The sequence below is a fragment of the Lysinibacillus sp. NPDC096212 genome (assembly GCF_044763105.1).
Lineage (GTDB): Bacteria > Bacillota > Bacilli > Bacillales_A > Planococcaceae > Lysinibacillus.
Window position 1 is genome coordinate 19618 of record NZ_JBIWFQ010000002.1, and the last position, 21991, is coordinate 41608.

The 21991-nt window shown below is 37.1% G+C and carries 21 protein-coding genes and 1 riboswitch; of the genes, 12 read left to right on the plus strand and 9 right to left on the minus strand.

Translation table 11 applies throughout. The features are described from left to right. Positions 1 to 206 precede the first annotated feature (206 nt). A complete protein-coding gene (locus ACIQ7T_RS01855; RefSeq protein WP_402868295.1) occupies positions 207 to 1424 on the plus strand; it encodes a transglutaminase domain-containing protein in 1218 nt (405 codons plus the stop codon). Between the two features lie 80 nt (positions 1425 to 1504). On the opposite strand, the gene ACIQ7T_RS01860 is transcribed toward ACIQ7T_RS01855, so the two are convergent. From ACIQ7T_RS01860 to ytzI, 4 genes are all read right to left on the minus strand, one after another. Then, positions 1505 to 2509 carry a metal ABC transporter solute-binding protein, Zn/Mn family gene (locus ACIQ7T_RS01860; RefSeq protein ID WP_402868297.1) on the minus strand — a complete coding sequence of 335 codons (1005 nt, stop codon included), beginning with the start codon at positions 2507 to 2509 and terminating at the stop codon, positions 1505 to 1507. Between the two features lie 109 nt (positions 2510 to 2618). Further along, a complete protein-coding gene (gene yidD / locus ACIQ7T_RS01865; RefSeq protein WP_053485074.1) occupies positions 2619 to 2852 on the minus strand; it encodes a membrane protein insertion efficiency factor YidD in 234 nt (77 codons plus the stop codon). Beyond that, positions 2849 to 3010, minus strand: coding sequence for a hypothetical protein (locus ACIQ7T_RS01870; protein WP_370081999.1), 162 nt, complete (start codon positions 3008 to 3010; stop codon positions 2849 to 2851). Before ACIQ7T_RS01870 ends, yidD begins: the two co-directional genes overlap by 4 nt. Positions 3011 to 3079: 69 nt before the next feature. Further along, positions 3080 to 3226 (minus strand): YtzI protein, encoded by a 147-nt coding sequence (ytzI, locus tag ACIQ7T_RS01875; RefSeq protein ID WP_370081997.1) that lies wholly within the window; start codon positions 3224 to 3226, stop codon positions 3080 to 3082. A gap of 135 nt (positions 3227 to 3361) precedes the next feature. Between ytzI and ACIQ7T_RS01880 the strand changes: the two genes are divergently transcribed. The 4 genes from ACIQ7T_RS01880 (at position 3362) to ACIQ7T_RS01895 (ending at position 6272) form a co-directional block, all read left to right on the plus strand. Further along, positions 3362 to 3679 (plus strand): transposase, encoded by a 318-nt coding sequence (locus ACIQ7T_RS01880; protein WP_402868299.1) that lies wholly within the window; start codon positions 3362 to 3364, stop codon positions 3677 to 3679. A gap of 334 nt (positions 3680 to 4013) precedes the next feature. Continuing rightward, positions 4014 to 4478, plus strand: a complete 465-nt coding sequence (locus ACIQ7T_RS01885; protein WP_370081994.1) for an NUDIX domain-containing protein — start codon at positions 4014 to 4016, stop codon at positions 4476 to 4478. After that, complete coding sequence (locus tag ACIQ7T_RS01890; RefSeq protein WP_370082037.1) at positions 4462 to 5238, plus strand: alpha/beta hydrolase family protein; 777 nt, start codon at positions 4462 to 4464, stop codon at positions 5236 to 5238. Before ACIQ7T_RS01885 ends, ACIQ7T_RS01890 begins: the two co-directional genes overlap by 17 nt. Positions 5239 to 5267: 29 nt before the next feature. After that, positions 5268 to 6272 (plus strand): MBL fold metallo-hydrolase, encoded by a 1005-nt coding sequence (locus tag ACIQ7T_RS01895; protein WP_402868301.1) that lies wholly within the window; start codon positions 5268 to 5270, stop codon positions 6270 to 6272. A 202-nt stretch (positions 6273 to 6474) separates the two neighbouring features. Here the strand turns inward: ACIQ7T_RS01895 and ACIQ7T_RS01900 are convergent, their stop codons facing one another. Together ACIQ7T_RS01900 and pckA are read right to left on the minus strand one after the other, a co-directional pair. Continuing rightward, positions 6475 to 7431: an alpha/beta hydrolase gene (locus tag ACIQ7T_RS01900; RefSeq protein WP_402868302.1), complete on the minus strand. Its 957-nt coding sequence runs from the start codon at positions 7429 to 7431 to the stop codon at positions 6475 to 6477. A 564-nt stretch (positions 7432 to 7995) separates the two neighbouring features. After that, positions 7996 to 9582 carry a phosphoenolpyruvate carboxykinase (ATP) gene (gene pckA, locus ACIQ7T_RS01905; protein WP_370081988.1) on the minus strand — a complete coding sequence of 529 codons (1587 nt, stop codon included), beginning with the start codon at positions 9580 to 9582 and terminating at the stop codon, positions 7996 to 7998. Positions 9583 to 10348: 766 nt separating this feature from the next. Next, positions 10349 to 10468: riboswitch (SAM riboswitch) on the plus strand. Positions 10469 to 10862: 394 nt separating this feature from the next. Between pckA and metK the strand changes: the two genes are divergently transcribed. Then, positions 10863 to 12059 (plus strand): methionine adenosyltransferase, encoded by a 1197-nt coding sequence (gene metK, locus ACIQ7T_RS01910; protein WP_132364592.1) that lies wholly within the window; start codon positions 10863 to 10865, stop codon positions 12057 to 12059. Positions 12060 to 12217: 158 nt separating this feature from the next. Here metK and ACIQ7T_RS01915 read toward each other — a convergent pair whose 3' ends face one another. Next, positions 12218 to 12736, minus strand: coding sequence for a gamma carbonic anhydrase (locus tag ACIQ7T_RS01915; protein ID WP_142510678.1), 519 nt, complete (start codon positions 12734 to 12736; stop codon positions 12218 to 12220). Positions 12737 to 12872: 136 nt separating this feature from the next. Here ACIQ7T_RS01915 and ACIQ7T_RS01920 point away from each other — a divergent pair, with 136 nt between their 5' ends. The 3 genes from ACIQ7T_RS01920 to ACIQ7T_RS01930 all read left to right on the plus strand — a co-directional run bounded on the left by ACIQ7T_RS01920 (position 12873) and on the right by ACIQ7T_RS01930 (position 16108). Beyond that, positions 12873 to 13679 (plus strand): alpha/beta hydrolase, encoded by an 807-nt coding sequence (locus ACIQ7T_RS01920; protein ID WP_370081984.1) that lies wholly within the window; start codon positions 12873 to 12875, stop codon positions 13677 to 13679. A gap of 127 nt (positions 13680 to 13806) precedes the next feature. Then, positions 13807 to 15309 carry an alanine/glycine:cation symporter family protein gene (locus ACIQ7T_RS01925; protein ID WP_370081982.1) on the plus strand — a complete coding sequence of 501 codons (1503 nt, stop codon included), beginning with the start codon at positions 13807 to 13809 and terminating at the stop codon, positions 15307 to 15309. Between the two features lie 160 nt (positions 15310 to 15469). Beyond that, positions 15470 to 16108: a superoxide dismutase gene (locus ACIQ7T_RS01930; RefSeq protein WP_370081980.1), complete on the plus strand. Its 639-nt coding sequence runs from the start codon at positions 15470 to 15472 to the stop codon at positions 16106 to 16108. A gap of 215 nt (positions 16109 to 16323) precedes the next feature. Here the strand turns inward: ACIQ7T_RS01930 and mnmM are convergent, their stop codons facing one another. Continuing rightward, positions 16324 to 16902 carry a tRNA 5-(aminomethyl)-2-thiouridylate-methyltransferase MnmM gene (gene mnmM / locus ACIQ7T_RS01935; protein WP_370081978.1) on the minus strand — a complete coding sequence of 193 codons (579 nt, stop codon included), beginning with the start codon at positions 16900 to 16902 and terminating at the stop codon, positions 16324 to 16326. Further along, on the minus strand, positions 16899 to 17855 hold the full coding sequence (mnmL, locus tag ACIQ7T_RS01940) for a tRNA modification radical SAM protein MnmL/YtqA (protein WP_370081976.1): 957 nt from the start codon (positions 17853 to 17855) through the stop codon (positions 16899 to 16901). Before mnmL ends, mnmM begins: the two co-directional genes overlap by 4 nt. Positions 17856 to 18125: 270 nt before the next feature. Between mnmL and ACIQ7T_RS01945 the strand changes: the two genes are divergently transcribed. From ACIQ7T_RS01945 to ACIQ7T_RS01955, 3 genes are all read left to right on the plus strand, one after another. Continuing rightward, entirely contained in the window at positions 18126 to 19304 is a 1179-nt protein-coding gene (locus ACIQ7T_RS01945; protein WP_370081974.1) for an MDR family MFS transporter, read from the plus strand. A gap of 173 nt (positions 19305 to 19477) precedes the next feature. After that, positions 19478 to 19825: an ArsR/SmtB family transcription factor gene (locus tag ACIQ7T_RS01950; RefSeq protein ID WP_370081972.1), complete on the plus strand. Its 348-nt coding sequence runs from the start codon at positions 19478 to 19480 to the stop codon at positions 19823 to 19825. A 65-nt stretch (positions 19826 to 19890) separates the two neighbouring features. Beyond that, positions 19891 to 21615: a SulP family inorganic anion transporter gene (locus ACIQ7T_RS01955; protein WP_402868306.1), complete on the plus strand. Its 1725-nt coding sequence runs from the start codon at positions 19891 to 19893 to the stop codon at positions 21613 to 21615. Positions 21616 to 21991: the final 376 nt, after the last annotated feature.

The following is a 21991-nucleotide window of genomic DNA, read 5'->3' on the forward strand; positions in this document are numbered from 1 at the left end:
ATTAATTGAATAAGTATTATAAAAAGCCTGTATCAATGATTACTTTGTAATCAACGATACAGGCTTTCTAATTGTCCTTATATATTTCGTTTCAAAGAAGCCTTCTTTATTCGTTTTAAGAGTAAACTTTTAGGATTAAATTAATCATTCATTAACATAATAAGAAATGACAGGCATAAACTAGTTAATAAAGGAGAAAGACTCATATGAGAAAATATATATATAATGTTGTCATTATATTATTTGTTCTACAAATGAGTCATGTGCAAGTATTCGCAAACTATGAACAAAAGAATATCGCAACGGCCAATACAATAGAAACACTACAACATCTAATTCAAAAACAAGTCATGCAATTATCTACTGAATTTGATATTCGTTATACTGGTAATACGTCGGAAATAAAAGATGAACTATCAGAGCTTATTAAACATGCTATTCAAGATCCATATATTTACGCCAATATTTCTAGTTTTAAATGGAAATATGATGGCTATGCCAATAATATTGTCATTAGTTTTGAGTTTACCTATCATATTTCACAGGAAGAGGAGGCATTTGTAGAACAGACTTTGACGAATATTATTACACCTATGCATGGATTAAGTGAATTGCAGAAAATACAGGCTGCACATGATTTTATCGTTCTAACTGCTGAATATTCGAAGGAAACGAAAGGAAGTCAGTATTCTCCCTACACATTGCTTACTGAGAACAAGGGAGTTTGTCAGGCATATGCTCTAGTGCTTTATCGAATGCTAGAGAAGCTAGGCTTTGAGGTACAATATGTACCAGGAAAAGTAGGGGAACAACTACACGCCTGGGTCTTAGTGAAGCTTGATGATGAATGGTATCATATCGATGTTACATGGGATGATCCATTGCCTGATCGTAAGGGTGAGGTCCGTTATAATTATTTTTTAGTGTCTGATCGCCAATTAGCTCAGGATCACTCTTGGGACTACACGAGTTTCCCAGCCGCTACAAGTGAAGCCTATTTTGATTTGCAAAAAACGGATAAGGTTGAAGTTCTTACAAAACCAATACTGGATGGTCAATTTACCTTTGATAAAGGGCTTTCCATTTTAAGTAAAAATAAACAAACAGTAAAACAATTAATAGAACAGCCTAGATTGCTTTTAAAAGGTAATAAAAGCGATAATTCTGTTCGGGTGTATTTAAATGAATGGGAACCAATTATTTTAGAAAGTATAATAGCCCAAATAAAGGATAATGGAAAGATAAAACAAAACGCTATCCATAAGAAAAAAGGGCTAATTAGTATTTATAGAGCGGGAAAACGAATGCCACAAGAAAAGTACGTCATAATAAAGGAGGTGCCCCATACTATGTTCGGGGCACCTCCTTACTCATTTATTTGTGTTCGTTTAACTTCTTTCAGCGGGTGTCCAAACACCCACTGAAAGAAGTTAAAGCCTCCGGCGGATGTCACGGAATCGGAAAGGAGCTCTTTGTGCAAGCACAAAGCCGATTCCGGACGCAATTATTCCGAGGAATAATTGATTGCAGTATTTAAAGTTTTAATATTTCTCTTCATAAGGGTGAAGTATGTTTCATTATTCTTTACATCATCTGCTGTTAAAACACTTAAATTATGCAAGACGAGAGACTCTGCTCCAACCTCTTTTTGGATAACTTCAGCTAATTTAGAAGAGACATTTTGCTCGAATAAAATGTAGTGAATATGCAATTTATTTGCTTTATCAACAATCGCCGTAAGTTCTTTTTGAGAAGGCTCATTTTGTGAGTTTAAACCGGCTATTGGAACTTGCTTTAAGCCGTATTGTCCTGCGATATAGCCAAATGCTGCATGAGATACGAAGAACGTTTTCTCTTGCGCTTTATCAGCCATAGCTTTAAATTCATTGTCTAAATCTTGTAGTTCTTTTACCAATGCCTCGTAGTTAGCTGTAAATGTAGCTTCTTGTTCTGGCATTTTTTCAACTAGAGTGTTTTTTATGGAAAGTGCTAAGTCTTGACTGATAGTTGGAGATAGCCAAACATGTGGATCTACATTACCGTGATCATGGTCATCATGTCCGTGTCCGTCTTCATCTTCGTGATCATGATGTGCTTCCTCTTCATCATCATGTGAGTGACCTGTACTCATAGCTAATTTTTCATCTGTAACCTGATCTGCAGTTGCTACCATTGTTACATCTTCATTAGCTAGAGTCTTTTTGGCATTTTCAACAAAGCCTTCGAGTCCTAAGCCTATATAGAAAAATATATCGGCATCTGCTAATTTCATCATATCTTTTTGTGTTGGCTCAAATGTGTGCTCATTGGCGCCAGCAGGATAAATAGAAGAAACCTCTACAAAATCGCCACCAATTCGTTGTGCAAAATAACTTAATGGATAGACAGTTGTGTAAATTGTTAATTTATCCTTTGTCTCTGACTGTTTGGATGTAGCTGATTTATTCCCACAGGCAGCAGTGAATAGGGCAAGGACTGTAACTAAAAATAACAAAAATACTTTTTTCATCTTATAGCATACCTCTTTCAAATAGTAATCATTACGATTTATTTTTTAGAACAGTTCCTATAATAACGCACATCTGATAAAAGCACAAGAAAAAAATGACCCTCGAAAATTAATTCTTTTTCGAAGGCCATTTTTCAGGTACTGGATCAAAGCCACCTGGATGGAATGGCTGGCATTTTGATATACGTTTAATCGTTAAATAGAATCCTTTAATGGCACCGTGTTTTTGAAAAGCTTCAAGTCCATAGGAGGAGCATGTAGGATGGAAGCGACAGGATGGCGGTGTCATGGGTGATATAAATTTTCTGTAAAACTTAATGAGCCATATAAAGGGATATTTCATATTTTCTTGTCCTCTTGTTGAGCGTTAATTTGCTTAGGCTTAGCATCGATAGTTTGTGTAAAGAAATTGCCTTTTTTCTTCAACAAGACAATGACAGAAACGCCAAACATAAGCATCATCATTGCGATCATAATGATTATTGGTAATGGTACTCCCATTGTGTTCACTCCAAATTCTATTTTTAATAATATTATAAAAGAATGTCTTAAAAAAATGTACAAATTGAACTAGTCATCATCTTTATGAAAGCTTTGCTGTGGTTTTTCATCGACTGTATGTTTAAAAGCATACGCACGATTGACACTTAAAATAGTCGCAATCGTTACTAATACTACGATGATTGCTGCTACAACTAAGAGTGTGATTAAACTCATGGCATTCACTCCGTTCCTTATTCATACTTCCTATTATAAATTAGATAATCCTACTTAGTTGTGAAGGAAGTTTGACATTCCAGCGAATAAAACAGTCCTTTTACCACCATACTATGGTAAAAGGAGTGTTTTGTGATGGAGCGTCAGCGTGTATATTTTTCACTAGCCAATAGAACGTATTATACAAATCCATATGCAGGACAGTGGAACTTTGAACTCAACGTAGATCGCCAAGCATTAGATGTCTTTGAAAAGATTTTTCAGCAAATGCAAATGTTGGAAATCGCGAATGCGTGGCGTGCGCAATTGCCATATATACAGTATCATCTTGATAGAGAAAATGATGAAATTGATTTGCGCTTAAAAAAAATCTATGCATTAGTTCATGAGTATGGGGATGCGGATACGAAGGTATTTGTTGAACAACTTCCATATTTCAATAAACGTGTCTAAAGGTAGAGGGTCACTGAAAAACATCAGTGACTCTTTTTTATATGAATGAAAGCTAATTTCTCATGGGTCTTAAGAGAAGAGCTCGTGTTTATTAGTAGACAGTAAAAAAATCCAATACAGGACGCTATTATTGTTCGCAATCGAATGAACAGAGTATTGGATGTGGTATTACTTCTTGTAAAAAAACACCTATCGCACCGCTTAATAGAAGTTTATATTAGTGATTTTATCTGTTGATTATAGATACATGAATACTCTATAGTGAAATAAAAGATCATCACCGTAACGCTGATTCGACTCAGTGTATGAAATATAGAAAAAGGAGTTGAAGAGCATGTTTACATTTACAGATTTAAATGGTTTTCAAGTGGATTTAAGTTTTAAAAGAGGCGAATTGGACACTGAGCCTAAGCATGTACTTGTTTTATTAAAACATGAAAATAAATGGTTATGTACGATTCATAAACGACGTGGTGTCGAGGTTCCAGGTGGAAAGCAAGAACCTGGGGAAACATTGGAGCAGGCAGCAATTAGGGAAGTATTCGAGGAGACTGGTGTTCATGTAAAAAACCTTAGATGGTTTGCAGAATACGCCGTTCATGATGACATCTTATTTTGTAAAACGGTCTTTACTGCGCAGTTTGCGGGGCAGGAGGACATTGAATTTGATTTAGAAACTTCAGGGATGACTTGGCTTACGGATGAAGAATTTGCTCATCATCCAAATTTAAGCTTTCATATGAAGGATGCAGGAATGCAGAAAATGCTGGAGGAGTTGAAGCATTATGACCAATGGTAAGATCGTTAGAAAACGTCCTTATCCTTCGCCTAATCCAGCTATTCGTTTAACGGAAATCACGTATATGTCACAGGGTCTATGTGTGAAGGGATTACTAGCGGAGCCTAAGGCAGAAGGTACATATGATGGCTTTTTATATTTACGGGGAGGCATGCAAAGCATTGGCATGGTTAGACCTTCGCGTGTCGCACAGTTTGCAGCTCAAGGCTTTATCGTTTTTGCTCCATATTACCGTGGCAATCGAGGTGGAGAAGGACGAGATGAGTTTGCAGGAGCGGATCGTTATGATGCTGTATACGCAGTAGACGTGCTAAAACAGTTTTGTAATGATAATATTCATGTCTTTGGTTTTTCACGTGGTGGTATTATGGCGCTTTGGACTGCTATCTTACGTAGAGATATTACATCTGTTGTGACATGGGCAGGAGTATCTGATGCAACAGCTACATATTGGGAGCGGACAGATATGCGCAGGATGATGAAGCGGGTTATTGGAGGGACGCCTAATCGTGTACCAGATGCTTATGATGCTCGAACACCACTTTTCGAGATAGAGCACATTACGGCTCCAGTACTTATTATTCATGGCTATCGTGATGAAAATGTAGATATTGAACATGCGAGACAATTAGAATTTTATTTAAAGGATGCTAATAAAAGATATGATACATGGTATGATCTTCGTTATGCTCATCAGTATCCACCGGCCAAAAATAGAGAAACAGTACATGCACTTTGCGAGTGGATGAAACGTCAATAAAACATTATGTTTTGAGAGGAGAGTATTGTTTGAAATACATAATAAGTAAAAGACGCAAGATTATTGTAGGATTAGTATTTAAGATAATCGCTTCTACTTTTGTTTATTATAAGTTTTTAACACCTTCAGCAGATGTTCAACAATACAAGGAATATTACGCTTCGAAAACAAAGCAAAAAGCATTAAATCAAGGTCAGATAAAGGTCACGTTTTTAGGAACATCATCTTTATTATTTGATGATGGCAACACACAATTATTGATTGATGGTTTTATTTCTAGACCGCCCTTATTAAAAATATTGCCTTTCAGTACTGTAAAAACTGATGCAGATGCTGTAAATAAAGCCTTAGAAAAAATAGGAATTGATAATAATAAGCTTCAGGGATTATTTATTGCTCACACACATTATGATCATGCGTTAGATTTAGCTTATATCGCTAAACAAACTGGTACACATGTATATGGTTCAGAATCAGCAATTAATATAGGACTTGGTAATGGTATAAATATGAAACAGATGTCTGTATATGAAGTAAATAAGGCTATGCAGTTTGGTGATTTTAGTGTCACTGTCCTTCGATCAAAACATTCACCAACCTTTGACGAAGGAGAAAAAATTAAAGAACCACTTAAACAACCAGCAAAAGCTCTAGATTATCATGAAGATTCTTCATACGATTTCGTAATTACGCATCATAATAAAACGTTCTTTGTTAAGCCAAGTGCTAACTATATAGATGGGGCATTAGATGACATTCGAGCTGATGTATTATTTTTAGGAATTGGAGTATTAGGGGCTCAGGATCAAGATTTTCAAAACATGTATTATGAGCAAACCGTGCGGAAAGTACAACCTAAACTTATTATTCCAATACATTGGGACAATTTCAACAAACCTTTAACAGATACTCTGGAAGCATTGCCTAAATTTGCAGATAACACCAAAAAAGGATTTGATTTTATCATTCAGAGGACAAAAGCAGATAAAATTGATTTACAAATACTTCAAGGTTTCCAAAGCATTTATTTCTAAAAGTTGCAGGGGAATGGATACAAATTTCACATTTAGAGAGTTTACTCCGTTTTGATTAACACTTTTTCAAAAAGGAGTTTTTTTATTCGAAGACTGTTCAGGTGGACTTAAGAATCGCTCGGGCCAGGTGAAAACTGCTCAGGTAGACAAAAAACGTTCAGGTGCTTTATGGCTGGCACCTGAACGGTAGAAAAAAAGACATTTAGTCTATATATTTTGCTAAAAAGTTATTAATAGTTTTCCAATAAGCGTCTCCAGCAACGCTTTCTGCACCGCTATGTCCGGCACCTTCAACTATAAATTTCTCCTTCGGTACATTGGCAGCCTCATATACTTCATCTAGCATATCAGATGGAACAAATGTATCATTACTTCCGTGAATGAATAGCATCGGTGTTTTCGATTTCGCTACTTGCTTGACGCTATTAGCTTCACCAAGCGTATAGTCAGCTTTTAACTTCGTTACAATTGAAGAAAACTGCATAATGGGAAATTCAGGTAAATTAAAGATTGCTTGCAATTGATAGGAGAATTCATCCCAAACTGAGGAATAACCACAATCCTCAATAATAGCCTTAACATTGCCAGGTAGATCCTCTCCTGAGGCCATCATCACTGTAGCACCTCCCATGGAAACACCATACAAAACAATTTCAGCGTTTTTATCAGAACTGATAACATTATTAATCCAAGAGACTACATCAAGTCGATCATGCCAACCCATACCGATATAGTCACCCTCACTTTTTCCATGAGCCCTTGCATCAGGTACGATAACATTGTAGCCTGTATCATAAAAATGCTTAGCATACTTTGTCATTTGTGAGCCATCAGATGAATATCCATGGAAAACAATTGCCCATTTATTTGTGTTGTTTGTATTTTTAAGTGTATAGGCATGTAATTTTAAATCATCGAAAGACTGTATATAAGAGTCCTTGTAATTTTCTTTAAACCACTTTTCGCTCTCTTCTTTTTCTTTAGCATCCTTAGGACTGACAACAATAGAATTTTGTGGAGCATTAAACACATCTGATTTATCAGTATTAGGATTTAAGGCGAAGTTATAAAAATAATTCCCTGCAAAAAATCCAGCCACAACAAACAATACTAATAGCAGACTGACAATGGTAATAATCACTTTATATTTTCTTTTCATATATATCCCCCTAAAACTACTATTATGAATTATACACAAAGTTACTAATATGAAAAATAGAATTCTATAAAATAGGGGAGATAAAAAAGGGAACGACTCTAATCGTTCCCTTTGCATGTTGTTAAAATACATGAAATTAAGGTGTCTTAAAGTATGGCTCTTCGGCAAAACGAGGGAGTTGATTTCCGTTCCGACTGAGCGCTTTTCCGCTGACGCTTCGCTTTCGCGCAGAGCAGAGCTTCCTGGGGGCGTCCGATGAGCCGCTGCTCGCTCCAGGGTCTCGGGCCAACACGAGGTTGGTCACGAAGGCGTTATCACAGGACGTGATGATTTTAGCCTTCGTTCCTCTAATACTGATCCCCAAGGAGTCGCCCAGTCTCCACTCCAATCGGCATGTATCTTCTGGCGTGCCACTTTAATTTATGGTGATAAAACGATACTGTTCTGTGTGCGAGTAACCTAGAATGGAAATCACCCTCATTTAAAGGGCTAGTATATTCACAAATATTTTCTCTTTCAACACAAAAAAGGGAACGACTGAAATCGTTCCCTTTGCTTAATGAATTATTTTAATGGACCGCCAAGTTTAGTGATAGCTTCAGAAACATTTGAGAATTTCTTGAAGTTTTCGTTGAATAAACCAGCAAGTTCAGAAGCTTTTTTATCATAAGCAGCTTTATCTGCCCATGCATCACGAGGATTAAGCACTTCAGTTGGTACACCTTCAATAGAAGTTGGAATGTTTAAACCGAATACTGAATCTTGAATTGTTTCAACATTAGCTAATTTGCCGTCAATTGCAGCACGTACCATTGTACGAGTGTAAGAAAGCTTCATACGGCTACCAGTTCCGTATTCGCCACCAGTCCAACCAGTGTTCACTAAGTATACTTGTGCACCGTGCTCGTCAATTTTTTGACCTAACATTTCAGCATAAACTGTTGCTGGAAGTGGAAGGAATGGAGAACCGAAGCAAGTTGAGAATACTGGTTCTGGCTCCGTTACACCACGTTCTGTACCAGCAAGTTTAGATGTGAAACCGCTTAGGAAGTGGTACATTGCTTGCTCTTTTGTTAATTTACTGATTGGAGGTAATACACCAAACGCATCAGCTGTTAAGAAGATGATTGTTTTTGGGTGACCTGCAACAGATGGATCAACAATATTTTCAATGTATTGAATTGGATAAGCTACACGCGTATTTTCTGTTAATGAACCATCATCATAGTCACAAACTCGAGTTTCTGGATCAACAGCTACGTTTTCTAGTACAGAACCGAAGCGGATTGCGTTGTAGATTTCTGGTTCTTTTTCAGCAGAAAGGTTAATTGTTTTTGCATAGCAACCGCCCTCAATGTTGAATACACCGTTATCAGACCAACCATGTTCATCGTCACCGATAAGCTTACGATCAGGATCAGCTGATAAAGTTGTTTTACCAGTACCAGATAAACCGAAGAATAATGCAACATCACCAGCTTCACCAACGTTTGCTGAGCAATGCATTGAAAGGATGCCTTGTTGTGGTAACAAGTAGTTCATAATACCAAAAATAGATTTTTTGATTTCACCAGCGTATTCAGTACCACCGATTAGGATAATTTTCTTTTCAAGTGATACAATGATGAATGTTTCAGAAGCAGTGCCATCAATAGCAGGATCTGCTTTAAAGTTAGGAGCTGAAATAACTGTGAAGTCAGCAACATGAGAAGCTAATTCTTCTTTAGTTGGACGGATAAATAATTGATGGGCGAAAAGATTGTGCCAAGCATATTCATTGATTACTTGGATGCTTAATTGCGAATCTTTGTCAGCACCAGCAAAGCCTTTGAATACGAATAATTCGTCACGTTCTTTTAAATATTTTACTACTTTTACATATAAGTTATCGAACACTTCAGAAGAAATTGGTCGGTTAACTTTTCCCCAGTCAATTTTATCTTTTGTGCTATCTTCTTCTACCGTATATTTATCTTTAGGTGAACGACCAGTGTATTTGCCAGTTTCTGCACGAACTGCGCCATCTACTGTTAACATAGCTTCACCACGAGAAGTAGCCTTTTCAGCTAATTGTGGTACTGAAAGTTGAACATTAATGTTACCGCCGCTTAATAATTCCTTCAGTTCGTTTGCAATTTCTACTGAATTCATCGATTAAATACCATCCTTTTTTATAGTATTCCCTAGAGTTTGAGGGAGATTTTCTTAATTTCAAAAATAGTATAACACAATTGCTTAAATAATCTATACTAATTCAGAAATTATTTTTCAGATTTTATTACTTTTCAAGAAAACGACAAAAAGTAAATTGATTTGTTTTGATAATGCTTTTTACCCTATTTATAATAAGTGATCACACATTCACTTTCGACACAGCAAAAATTGTGTTTGGAAGCTTTGGGCTAACATGGGGTTCGCACAGGATGTGAAGTTTTAGCTTGCTTTTTATTAGTTGGAGCTTGTCTTCGACTGAAAAGGGGCTACAATCATATTCATCCACCACATGTTCTGTAGCTAACGCTTTGCTTTTGCTACAAAATGTGCTGTAAAGGGTTACACATATGTTAACACATGATGTAAGGTGGAGAGTAGGGATTATTTTGTTTTAAATTACAGTATAATCCAAATTTGTTTCTATATAAATCCGATACTTTCTTTATAAGAATACAATCAATTATGTCTTGGCATAATTGTAACTGTCGCTTTACTTTCGCTACAGATAAACAATGCGTCCGGAATCTGCTTTGTGCTTGGGCCTGACAATGTTTTTTGCGCGAAAGCGTAGCGTCAGCAAAGGGTTTTAGTCTGTGCGAAAGCGAAGCGACAGCAACAGCACGATGTTGGACACCCGCTGAAAGAAGTTAAAAATATTTGACAATGTTCGACCTTTTACGTATTATGAGATATTGAACGGATACTCTTATCCCGAGCTGGTGGAGGGTCAGGCCCTGTGAAACCCGGCAACCTGCATGAACTATTTCACGACATGCGCTGGTGCCAATCTGATGCAAGGGGAAACTCCCTTGAACGATAAGAGTGAAAGGTCCGAAGTCATTATTCCTTTCCTCATGTTAAGTAAGCGTGAGAAAAGGATTTTTTTATTGTTAAAAACGAATTAAAGGTAAGTATACAGTCCTTTCCTTATTATAATGACGGATCTTTCAAAAATCCTCGTGTTAAAAGAAGCAGCTGTTTATTTGTGCGGAAGCGTAGTGACAGCAACAACTGTTTTACTGTGCGAAAGTGCAACGACAGCAACAAATGTTTACTGTGCGAAAGTGCAACGACAGCAACAAATGTTTAATGTGCGAAAGTGCAACGACAGCAACAATGGCTTGAGAGTTCAATCCTTAGGGGCGAACTTGACATGGGTAATGAGTACCGTATTAATTCGCAAATATTATTTGTAAAAGTAATAGGAGGAAAATCAAATGACAAACCGTCGACTGTTTACATCAGAAAGTGTAACAGAAGGACATCCAGACAAAATTTGTGACCAAATCTCGGATGCCATTTTAGATGCTATTTTAGCAGAAGATCCAAACGCGCGTGTAGCGTGTGAAACAACAGTAACAACAGGCTTAGCATTAGTAGCTGGAGAAATTACTACTTCTACTTATGTAGATATTAAAGGTATCGTTCGTGATACTGTAGCAGAAATCGGTTATACACGTGGGAAATACGGCTTTGATGCTGAAAACCTAGCAGTTCTTGTTGCTATTGGCGAGCAATCACCTGATATTGCTCAAGGTGTTGACCAAGCATTAGAGGCGCGTGAAGGCTCTATGACAGACGCTGACATTGAAGCAATTGGCGCAGGTGACCAAGGTTTAATGTTCGGTTATGCATGTAACGAAACGCCAGAGCTTATGCCATTACCAATTAGTTTAGCGCATAAATTAGCTCGTCGTTTAACGGAAGTACGTAAATCTGGTGAACTAGCATATTTACGTCCAGATGGAAAAACGCAAGTAACGGTTGAATATGATGAAAACAATGTACCAGTACGCGTTGATACGATTGTAATTTCAACACAGCATGATGAAGAAGCTACACTTGAGCAAATTCAAGCAGACTTAAAAGAATTCGTTATTGCTCCAGTTGTTCCAAGTGAATTACTAGATGCCGATACTAAATATTTCATCAACCCAACTGGCCGATTCGTAATTGGTGGTCCTAAAGGGGATGCTGGTCTAACTGGACGTAAAATCATCGTTGATACATACGGTGGCTATGCACGTCATGGTGGAGGTGCTTTCTCAGGTAAGGACGCAACTAAGGTAGACCGTTCAGCAGCATATGCAGCACGCTATGTGGCGAAAAATATCGTAGCTGCTGGTTTAGCTGATCGAGCTGAAGTACAACTAGCTTATGCGATTGGTGTTGCTCAACCTGTATCTATTGCTGTTGATACATTTGGAACAGGAAAAGTTACGGAAAGTGAAATTGTAAAATGGGTACGCGAGCTATTCGATCTACGCCCAGCGGGGATTATTAAAATGCTAAACCTTCGTCGTCCTATTTATAAGCAAACTGCCGCATATGGCCACTTCGGTCGTACAGATTTAAATGTACCTTGGGAACAAACAGACAAAGCTGACGCATTAAAAGAAAAAGCAGGTTTATAAACTATTCAGCTAAAGCAATGAAGTAGCTGGGGAAATATTTTAAAATACTATTACAGAAAGGGGCTTAACATTAATTTAGCCCCTTTCGCTGTTTTTTAACGAAAAAAATAAGCTCCTATATTGCTCGGTTGCCCAAGCAATCGTGGAGCTGCTTTACATTAATTTTTTGGTTGAAGAGATTTATAGTATTGACCCTTTTCTACATATTCACGTATGATGCGTTCCATATCTTCTTTATCTTCATCGTTTAATTCTCTTACAACCTTTGCAGGACGGCCTAGTGCTAAACTATTTGGAGGAATGACTTTGCCTGGAGGTACTAGACTACCCGCCCCAATGAATGCACCCTCTCCAATCTCCGCTCCGTCTAATACTATAGAGCCCATACCTATTAAGGCTTTTTTTCGAATCGTACAACTATGTAAAGTTACTTGATGTCCAACTGTTACTTCATCTTCAATAATTAGTGGATATTTGGGGCTTTGATGTAAGCAACAGAGGTCTTGAATACTAACTCTTTTTCCTATAATTGTTGGTGATACATCTCCTCGAATAACTGTGTTAAACCAAATTGTTGTTTCAGCACCTATTGTAACGTCGCCGGTAACGGTTGCATAATCAGCAATAAAAACAGAAGGGTCAATATTGGGTTTTTTACCTTTAAATGGATAGATCATGAGGATCGCCTCTTTTCTTTCTTTGATGTAATATTATCGTATCAAATACGCAACTTGATGGAAATATAAAATTAAAATGATCAAGATATTACGATATAATCATTGTGTAATTATTTTTTTAGGAGGACTATGTGAAATGTGGAAATGGGAAGCTGATGGACAAGCAAAGGCTGTGGTTGCTATTCTTCATGGTGCATATGAAAATCACCGTTGGTATGCATGGCTTATAGAAAAACTTAGATTGGAAGGCTTCCACATAGTCATGGGGGATTTACCTAATCATGGAGTAAATGTAGGATATTCAAGTGTTCACGATGAAGATTTTAAAGAATACAACAAATATACAAGGCATTTAATCGAGAATGCTTTTTCGTATAATTTACCTGTCTTTTTAATAGGACATGGACTTGGTGCGACTCTATTACTACATACCATGCAAAAAAGAAAATATGAATGTGCAGGAATTATTTTAACTTCACCTTGGCTTCATTTAAATCTATTGCCAGGTAAACTATCAAATGCTTTAACTAGTTTAAGTGCCCTGACTGCCAATGTGAAGCTGACCCATGAAATTACATTAGAATCACTAACGCGCAGTATAGAAGGTAGAGATGAGATGAAGGATGAGGTTCCTTTTTCATCCGTTGTTTCAGTGAAATGGTATCGCGAGCTACAACAAATGATGCGCAATTTAGTGTTATTGCCGAAGGCTGAATTCCCTAACATGCCTATGTTAGTTATGACAGCTGAAAAAGATAATATTACTGAAACCAAACAAACACGGAATTGGCTTTATCAGATGGAATTTACAGAGTTTCAATTCAAAGAATGGGCAAACTGTTATCATAATCTATTTCATGAAGTAGAGCGTGACGAGATTTTTGTTTATATACGTGATTTTATTAATAATGCTCTTCGAAGAATTGGCTATATAATTGAATAGTGAATTACCTCTCCAATTAACTAGAAAATTACTAACTTTTTGTTACTTGAATATAATGTTGTAATTTTCAGAAAAGTGTAATACTATAATGACTTAAAGTAATATTTTTTCACATTGGAGGGGTAAAATGGAAACAATCGTTGGGAAAATTAATGAGATTTTATGGGGACCGTGGTTTATTTATGGCATTTTGTTAATTGGGCTCTTTTTTTCAATTATCACACGGTTCCTACAAGTAAGACACATTAAAGATATGTTTGTTTTAATGTTTAAAGGCGAAAAATCGGATAAGGGGATTTCATCTTTCCAAGCGATGTCTATCGCATTGTCTGGTCGAGTAGGTACAGGTAACATTGCCGGTACAGCTACAGCAATCGGGATGGGGGGACCTGGTGCTGTTTTTTGGATGTGGGCAATCGCATTTATCGGTGCGGCAACTGCTTACGTTGAGTCGACATTGGCTCAAATTTATAAAGAAGAGAAAGATACAGAATATCGTGGTGGGCCAGCTTTTTACATAGAAAAAGGTATGGGGCAAAAGTGGTTTGCAGTTATATTTGCTGTTGCCGCATTAGCTGCCATGTTAATTTTGATGCCGGGTGTTCAATCGAATGCAATTGCTACAGCTGTTGAAAACGCTTTCGATATTAAGACTTGGATTACAGGACTTATTATTGTCGTATTATTAGGTACTATTATTATCGGTGGTATTAAATGGATTGCCAATGCTGCGCAGATCATTGTACCGTTTATGGCATTAGCATATATTCTGATGGCCATCATCATTATTGCAATGAATATTAAAGAAGTACCAGCTGTATTTTCATTAATTTTTTCTAGCGCATTTGGTGCACAAGAAATCTTTGGTGGTATTATTGGCTCCGCTATTGCATGGGGGGTTAAACGTGGTATTTATTCAAATGAGGCAGGTCAGGGGACAGGGGCGCATCCAGCAGCAGCTGCAGAGGTATCGCATCCTGCTAAACAAGGTATCGTTCAAGCAGCTTCTGTGTATATTGATACTTTATTAATCTGTACAGCTACAGCATTTATGATTTTATTTACTGGTATGTATAATGTACACGATGAAAAAGCGGGTACTGATTCATTTGTTTATGTTGGCGATTTCAATAAAGGCGGATTAACTGGAGAAGAACAAATCACATTTGCGAAAAGTATTAAAGAAGGCGCAGCATACACACAATATGCAGTAGACTCTTCACTACCAGGTTTTGGTGGACCATTCGTAGCGATTGCCTTATTCTTCTTTGCTTTTACGACAATTATGGCATACTACTACATAGCCGAAACAAATGTGGCTTATTTATTCTCAGGAGCTACAGAGAAAGTCGTCATATGGCTGGCTAAATTTGCAATTTTAATTTCTGCGTTTTACGGTACAGTCCGCACATCCGATCTTGCTTGGGCGATGGGGGATGTTGGATTAGGTCTAATGGTTTGGATTAACGTTTTAGCGATTTTAATTATTATGAAGCCTGCTATAGTAGCATTAAAGGACTATGAGAAACAGAAAAAAGAAGGAAAAGATCCTGTTTTTGATCCTCGTAAACTAGGAATTAAAGGTGCAGATTTCTGGATAGATTATAATGAAAAACGTAAAAATAAATAGACAATAAAGAGAAAGCTATCTAATAGAATTTAACATTCTATTAGATAGCTTTTTTGTTTTATAAAAAATTTCTATTGACGGCAATAGAAAAAGAAGGTATATTTTGTCTTAAGGAAATTATCTTTCCTTTGAGAAACTTTTTTTGGGAGGAGGTGAAAAATTGACTGTGTTCCATTTACCGAAACTATCATATGATTATGATCAGTTGGAGCCCTATATTGATGCTAGAACGTTAGAGATTCATCATTCTAAGCATCACGCTACGTATGTAAATAATTTAAATGCGGCCTTAGAAGGTCAAAAGGATTTACAAAATCAGTCGTTGGAAGATTTATTAAGCAATCTTGATGTGCTACCAGCAGATATTCAAACAGCTGTACAAAATAATGGTGGAGGACACTATTGCCATAGTTTATTTTGGGATTTGATGAGTCCCAATGGCGGTGGTGAGGCAAATGCTGATATTGGAAAGGCGATTGATTATTATTTTAAAACGTTTGATAATTTTCAGGATCAGCTATCTAATGCAGCGATTACCCGCTTTGGAAGTGGGTATGGATGGCTAGTGCTGGATGGCGAACAATTAACCATTATGAGTACAGCTAACCAAGAAACGCCTTTAAAAGAGGGGAAAATTCCTCTACTCATTATTGATGTATGGGAGCATGCGTATTATTTGAAATATCAAAATCGTCGACCTGAATTTGTTACGAATTGGTGGAATACTATCGATTGGGATAAAGTCAATCAGCGATATGTGGATGCAATGAAACGACAAACACTTTTAAAATCTAACTAAGTTAATTAAGGTAATTTGACATGAAAGTAAAAATTAAGTACTCCTCCCTATCCCCCGCGCCATCGGGGGATATTTTCTTTTCTAAAATCAATTATGCTTCGGCATAATTGTAGCTGACGCTTTGCTTTCGCTACAGAAAAAAATTGCTGAAAGAAGTTAAAAAAGCATGATTCCAATGCTTTATCGGAATCATGCCTCATATTGAAACGTTCTAACTAACTTAACGAGTAATCTTTCATTTTCTCCAAAGCAATCACAAAGGGAGGATCATTTTGTTGATTTAGAAACTCGTATTTTAATACATGTACATATTTTTGGGGAAGTTGACTGACATAATCTATTACAGCATCTCGTTCTTCCTTACCACCCGGATGACCATGATAAATGACAAGGACAATAAGACCACCGATTTTTAGCATCTTTAGCAAATCTCCAATTGCTTGTATCGTAGTATTTGGCTGTGTAATGATGTCGTGATTACTACCAGGCAAATAACCGAGATTAAAGATTGCAGCAGCTACAGGCTTGTGGACATAGTTGGCTACTTCTTCATGCCCTCTATTTAAAACAAGTGCACGATGCTCTAAGCCATTGTCTAAAAGGCGGTGGAGAGTTGCATCAACAGCGCTCTTTTGAACATCAAAGGCGTATACTTGACCTTCATCGCCGACAAGTTGTGCTAAAAATAATGTGTCGTGGCCGTTTCCTGCTGTGGCGTCTACTACAGTATCGCCCTCTTCAACTGTATCTTTTATCAGCTGTTGTGCATATTGTAAAACGCGTTGTAGCTTCATTTGGCAACCTCAGCTTGATAAAATTTCCCTTGCCAGCTTCCACGGCGTTCTAGCTCTGCATCAATACCATTTAATACTTCCCATTTATTAACACTCCACATTGGGCCAATCATTAAATCAATTGGTCCATCACCTGTAATACGGTGAATAACCATATCTGGTGGTAGAATTTCAAGTTGATCTGCCACTAGTTTTGTGTAAATGTCCTGATCTAAAAATTCTAACATGCCCTTTTCATATTGCTTAACCATTGGAGTACCTTTTAAAAGGTGTAGTAAATGAATTTTAATGCCTTGTACGTCAAGCTTTGCGACTTCACGAGCAGTTTCCATCATCATGTCATAGTCTTCAAGAGGAAGGCCATTAATAATGTGAGAGCATACACGAATACCATGCTTTCGTAGCTTTTCAACACCTTCCACATATGTTGCATAGTCGTGGGCACGGTTGATAAGATTTGCAGTTTTTTCATGCACAGTTTGAAGCCCAAGTTCAATCCACAAATAAGTACGCTCGTTTAATTCAGCTAAATATTCGACTACATCATCTGGTAGACAGTCTGGGCGTGTTGCAATGGATAATCCAACAACACCCTCTTGAGCCAATGCTGCTTCAAATTTTTCCTTTAATACAGGAAGTGGTGCATGTGTATTTGTATATGCTTGGAAGTAAGCCATATATTTGCCGTCCTTCCATTTTTGATGCATTTTGTCACGTATTTCAGCAAATTGCACCTCGATAGGATCAACTTTGTTGCCCGCAAAATCACCTGAACCTGCTGCACTACAAAACGTACAACCTCCGAAGGCAACCGTACCATCACGATTTGGGCAGTCAAAGCCCGCGTCTAGTGCTACTTTAAAAACTTTATGACCAAATTGCTCACGTAAATAGCGATTCCATGTATAATACCTTTTTCCATCTGAAGGAAAAGGAAAGTTTGTTTCTGTCATTTATTTCACTCCTCTAACACTATATTTTATCACGTGCTAGTGCTTCCGTCATGAGGGAAGAATTTAATATTATGTGAATGACCTGAGCGATTGATGAGGGAAGCCAAACGAAAAGTACATCGACAGGAGTAAATCATGAGGATGGCCGAAAAAACTACACAGTAAATATTCTAAATCCTATGTGAAAAGAGTAAATTTATTTTTCTTGTACTTTTGTATTTTTCAACATAAACTAACTATTTAGAGTAGCGAAATAATGGAGGATATTTTATGCCAAAAAGCGTTTGGTTTTTAATTATCGGAATGCTTGTGAACACGACGGGCAATTCATTTTTATGGCCTTTAAATGCCATTTATATGCACGATTATTTAGGGAAGTCCCTTGCGATGGCTGGCTTTGTGTTGATGCTGAATTCTGCTGCTGGCGTAATAGGAAATCTCTTAGGTGGTTATTTATTTGATAGAATAGGTGGCTATAAATCAACAATGCTAGGCATTCTGTTAACGATTGCCTCATTAATAGCTTTAACGATTTGGCACGGCTGGCCACATTATGTGTGGATTTTAACGATACTCGGCTTTAGTGGAGGTATTGTATTCCCAGGAATGTTTGCTTTAGCTGGAACTGCGTGGCCTGAGGGTGGACGAAAGGCCTTTAACGCAATTTATTTAGCTCAAAATTTAGGAGTAGCAATTGGTCCTGCACTTGCCGGCGTTGTTGCTGATTATAAATTTGACTACGTCTTTAAGGTCAACTTAGCTATGTATATTTTGTTCTTTTTTATAGCGTTTTTTACTTTTAAACGATTAGAAGCGGGGAGCATTGCACCGATGAATGTCGTGGGTGAAAGTAAGCGAATTATAAATAAAGCGCCGTTTTATGCATTATTAATTATAAGTTCTTCCTCTGTACTATGCTGGCTCGCTTATTCACAATGGAGTGCGACTATTTCTTCCTATACGCAAGATCTAGGATTAGGATTGAAACAGTACAGCTTACTTTGGACTATTAATGGTCTGCTTATCGTTTTAGGGCAACCGCTAATTGCGCCGCTAGTGAAACGTTGGGAAAATAAATTAAAGCGTCAATTAGTATTAGGCGTTATCCTTATCGCAATATCCTTTGGAATCATTGCATTTGCAAGTGATTTTAAAATGTTTGGAGCAGCAATGGTAGTGCTAACTTTTGGTGAAATGTTTTATACGCCTGCTTTACCTACCATCGCCAATCAGCTTGCACCAAAAGGGCGTCAGGGCTTTTATCAAGGGATTATTAATAGTGCGGCAACAACTGGTCGTATGATTGGCCCTCTATTTGGTGGTATTATGGTCGATCAGTTTGGCATGATTGTACTCGTATTAATCCTAGTAATTATAGTATTGTTTGCGATTATTCCATGCCTTATCTATGATTATCCTTTACGAAAGAATAAAACAGTGATAGATTAATAGGTTAAATTTAACAAAGAATTTCCGAAAACGAGCAAAAACTGTGTGGGAAACACGTTTTTTGCTCGTTTTTTAATGTTTGATATTGAAAGTTTGCTTATAGTAGCGTACAATCAATCATACATATTCAAATATTTGAATATATGAAAATGAAGTTCCGTGGAGGGATTTATGTGGAAGAGAGCTTGCAGCAATTTAAGGCAGATTTTTTTAAAGCTTTAGCACATCCATTACGAATTAGAATATTGGAATTACTAGTAGACGGTAAGAAAAATGTCAATGAAATTCAAAGCTGCTTAGAAAAAGAGGGCTCAGCTGTTTCTCAGCAATTAAGTGTATTACGAGGCAAAAATATTGTGCATGGGACGAAAGAGGGGAAAAAAGTTTACTATTCTTTAAGCGATCCGATGATTGGAGAATTACTAGGTGTAACAAAAGATATTTTCAACAATCACTTGATAAATACAATTTCAAGATTAGAAGAAATGACTATTAACGAAAATAATGAAGAAGATATGTAAATTTTGTAGACTGTGTTCTTATGAAACATTTACCTTGCTTATTATTTTGAAGGGAAGATTTATAGATGAAGTCACTGTTTACAGGACGATATGAAGGATATTCTGTTCATCATTTGAAGAAAGATTTAATCTCAGGGACTATTGTCGGGATTGTAGCAATACCACTGGCAATGTCCTTTGCCATTGCGTCAGGTGTTAAGCCTGAGTATGGAATATATACAGCTTTTATTGCTGGAATACTAATTTCTCTTTTGGGTGGTTCGAAGTTTCAAATCGGAGGACCTACAGGTGCGTTTGTGCCAATTCTGCTAGGGGTAGTCATTTCATATGGCTATGAAAACTTACTTATCGCTGGATTAATGGCAGGGGTCATTTTGTGCTTAATGGGGATATTTAAACTTGGCTCATTAATAAAATTTATCCCACGTCCCGTGACAATAGGTTTTACAGCAGGAATTGCAGTTATTATTTTTACAGGCCAAATTGCTAATTTCTTAGGTTTGACTAATATTAAAAGACATGAGTATTTTATTGACAATGTAAAAGAAATTGTTATGCATATTGGTACAACAAACTTTTATAGTGTTTTAACGGCAATCATTAGTCTGATCATTATTTTAATAACACCGAAAGTTTTACCCAAAGTTCCAGGGGCGTTAGCAGGCATTGTTGTTTCTACATTAGTTGCAACGTTCTTTTTTTCTGGACAAGTTGCCACAATCGCAACGGCCTATGGTCAAATTCCAAATACATTACCGAATTTTGCGATTCCAGATATCACATGGGAGCGAATTCAGCTACTTATTGGACCAGCCTTTGTGATTGCTATGCTAGGCGGAATTGAATCACTTCTATCTGCAGTAGTAGCGGATGGAATGACAAATACAAAACATAATAGTAATCGCGAACTTGTTGGTCAAGGAATTGCTAATATCGTCACTCCTTTCTTTGGGGGTATCCCTGCGACAGGGGCTATTGCGCGTACTGCGACAAATATTAAAACAGGTGCAGTATCACCAATATCAGGTATTATTCACGGTGTATTTGTATTAGTTACTTTATTATTACTAGCGCCCTTTGCTTCACATATTCCGTTAGCAAGTATGGCTCCAGTTTTAATGGTCGTGGCTTGGAATATGAGTGAGCAAAAGCATTTTGCGCATATCGTTAAATTAAAATCAGGAGATTCCCTCGTTTTAATGATTACGTTTTTACTGACTGTTTTTACAAGCTTAACATTAGCTGTAGAGGTTGGACTTGTGTTAGCAGTCGTATTATTTGCGAAGCGTATGAGCGAAAAGCTTGTAGTAACAAAAGTATTACCGGATCATTCGAAAGAGAGTGGGAAGGTACAATCACATGTTGTCCACCAGAAACGTGACTGTCCACAAATTAGTATTTATACAATTGAGGGTCCTCTTTTCTTTGGCGCAGCTCAAACTTTTGAGGAGGCAAATGTAAGTTCCATTCAACAACAACAAAAAGTTTTGATATTACGCATGAGCAAAGTGCCCTTTTTGGATACGACAGGTGAGACATATTTTGGTAATGTCATCCGGAATTTTAAAGCTCAGGGTGGCACTATTTTAGTTACAGGTGTGCAAGATGAATTGAAATTAGCGCTACAAAAAAATGGTTTATATGCTGAAATTGGTGAAGAGAATTTCTATCAGCGTACAGGAGAAGCGATTAATAAGTCTTTAAGTTATTTAGATACAAATAAATGTATTGGATGTAAGCACTTTGCTTTCCGTGAATGTCAGGAATTATCCCGCGTTAACGGGCAGTAGTTATCTGAAGAAAAACTGCCCGTAAACGCCCGATTGGTGAAGACTAATAAGCAGTGGGGATGGAGAAAATCCCCACTGCTTAAAGTTTCACTTTATCCCAACCTAACGGGCAGTAGTTTATTCTCACCGAAAGTGAAGCAACAGGTAAAGTCTCTCACCTCGGAATTCTACGAAAATGTAGAAGTTAGATGGGGGATGAACTGTATGAGAGATTATGATAATCATCTCTACAACAAAAAAGGCCGAGTGTCTTTAGACAAATCGTTCATTTTGTCCTTTCGAGATAAAGCGCTTTCATTTTGCTATAATTAATAAGAATATGCTTTCAAATAATAGAAATCATATCATAGTAGAAATCTTCTATGAATAATTATAG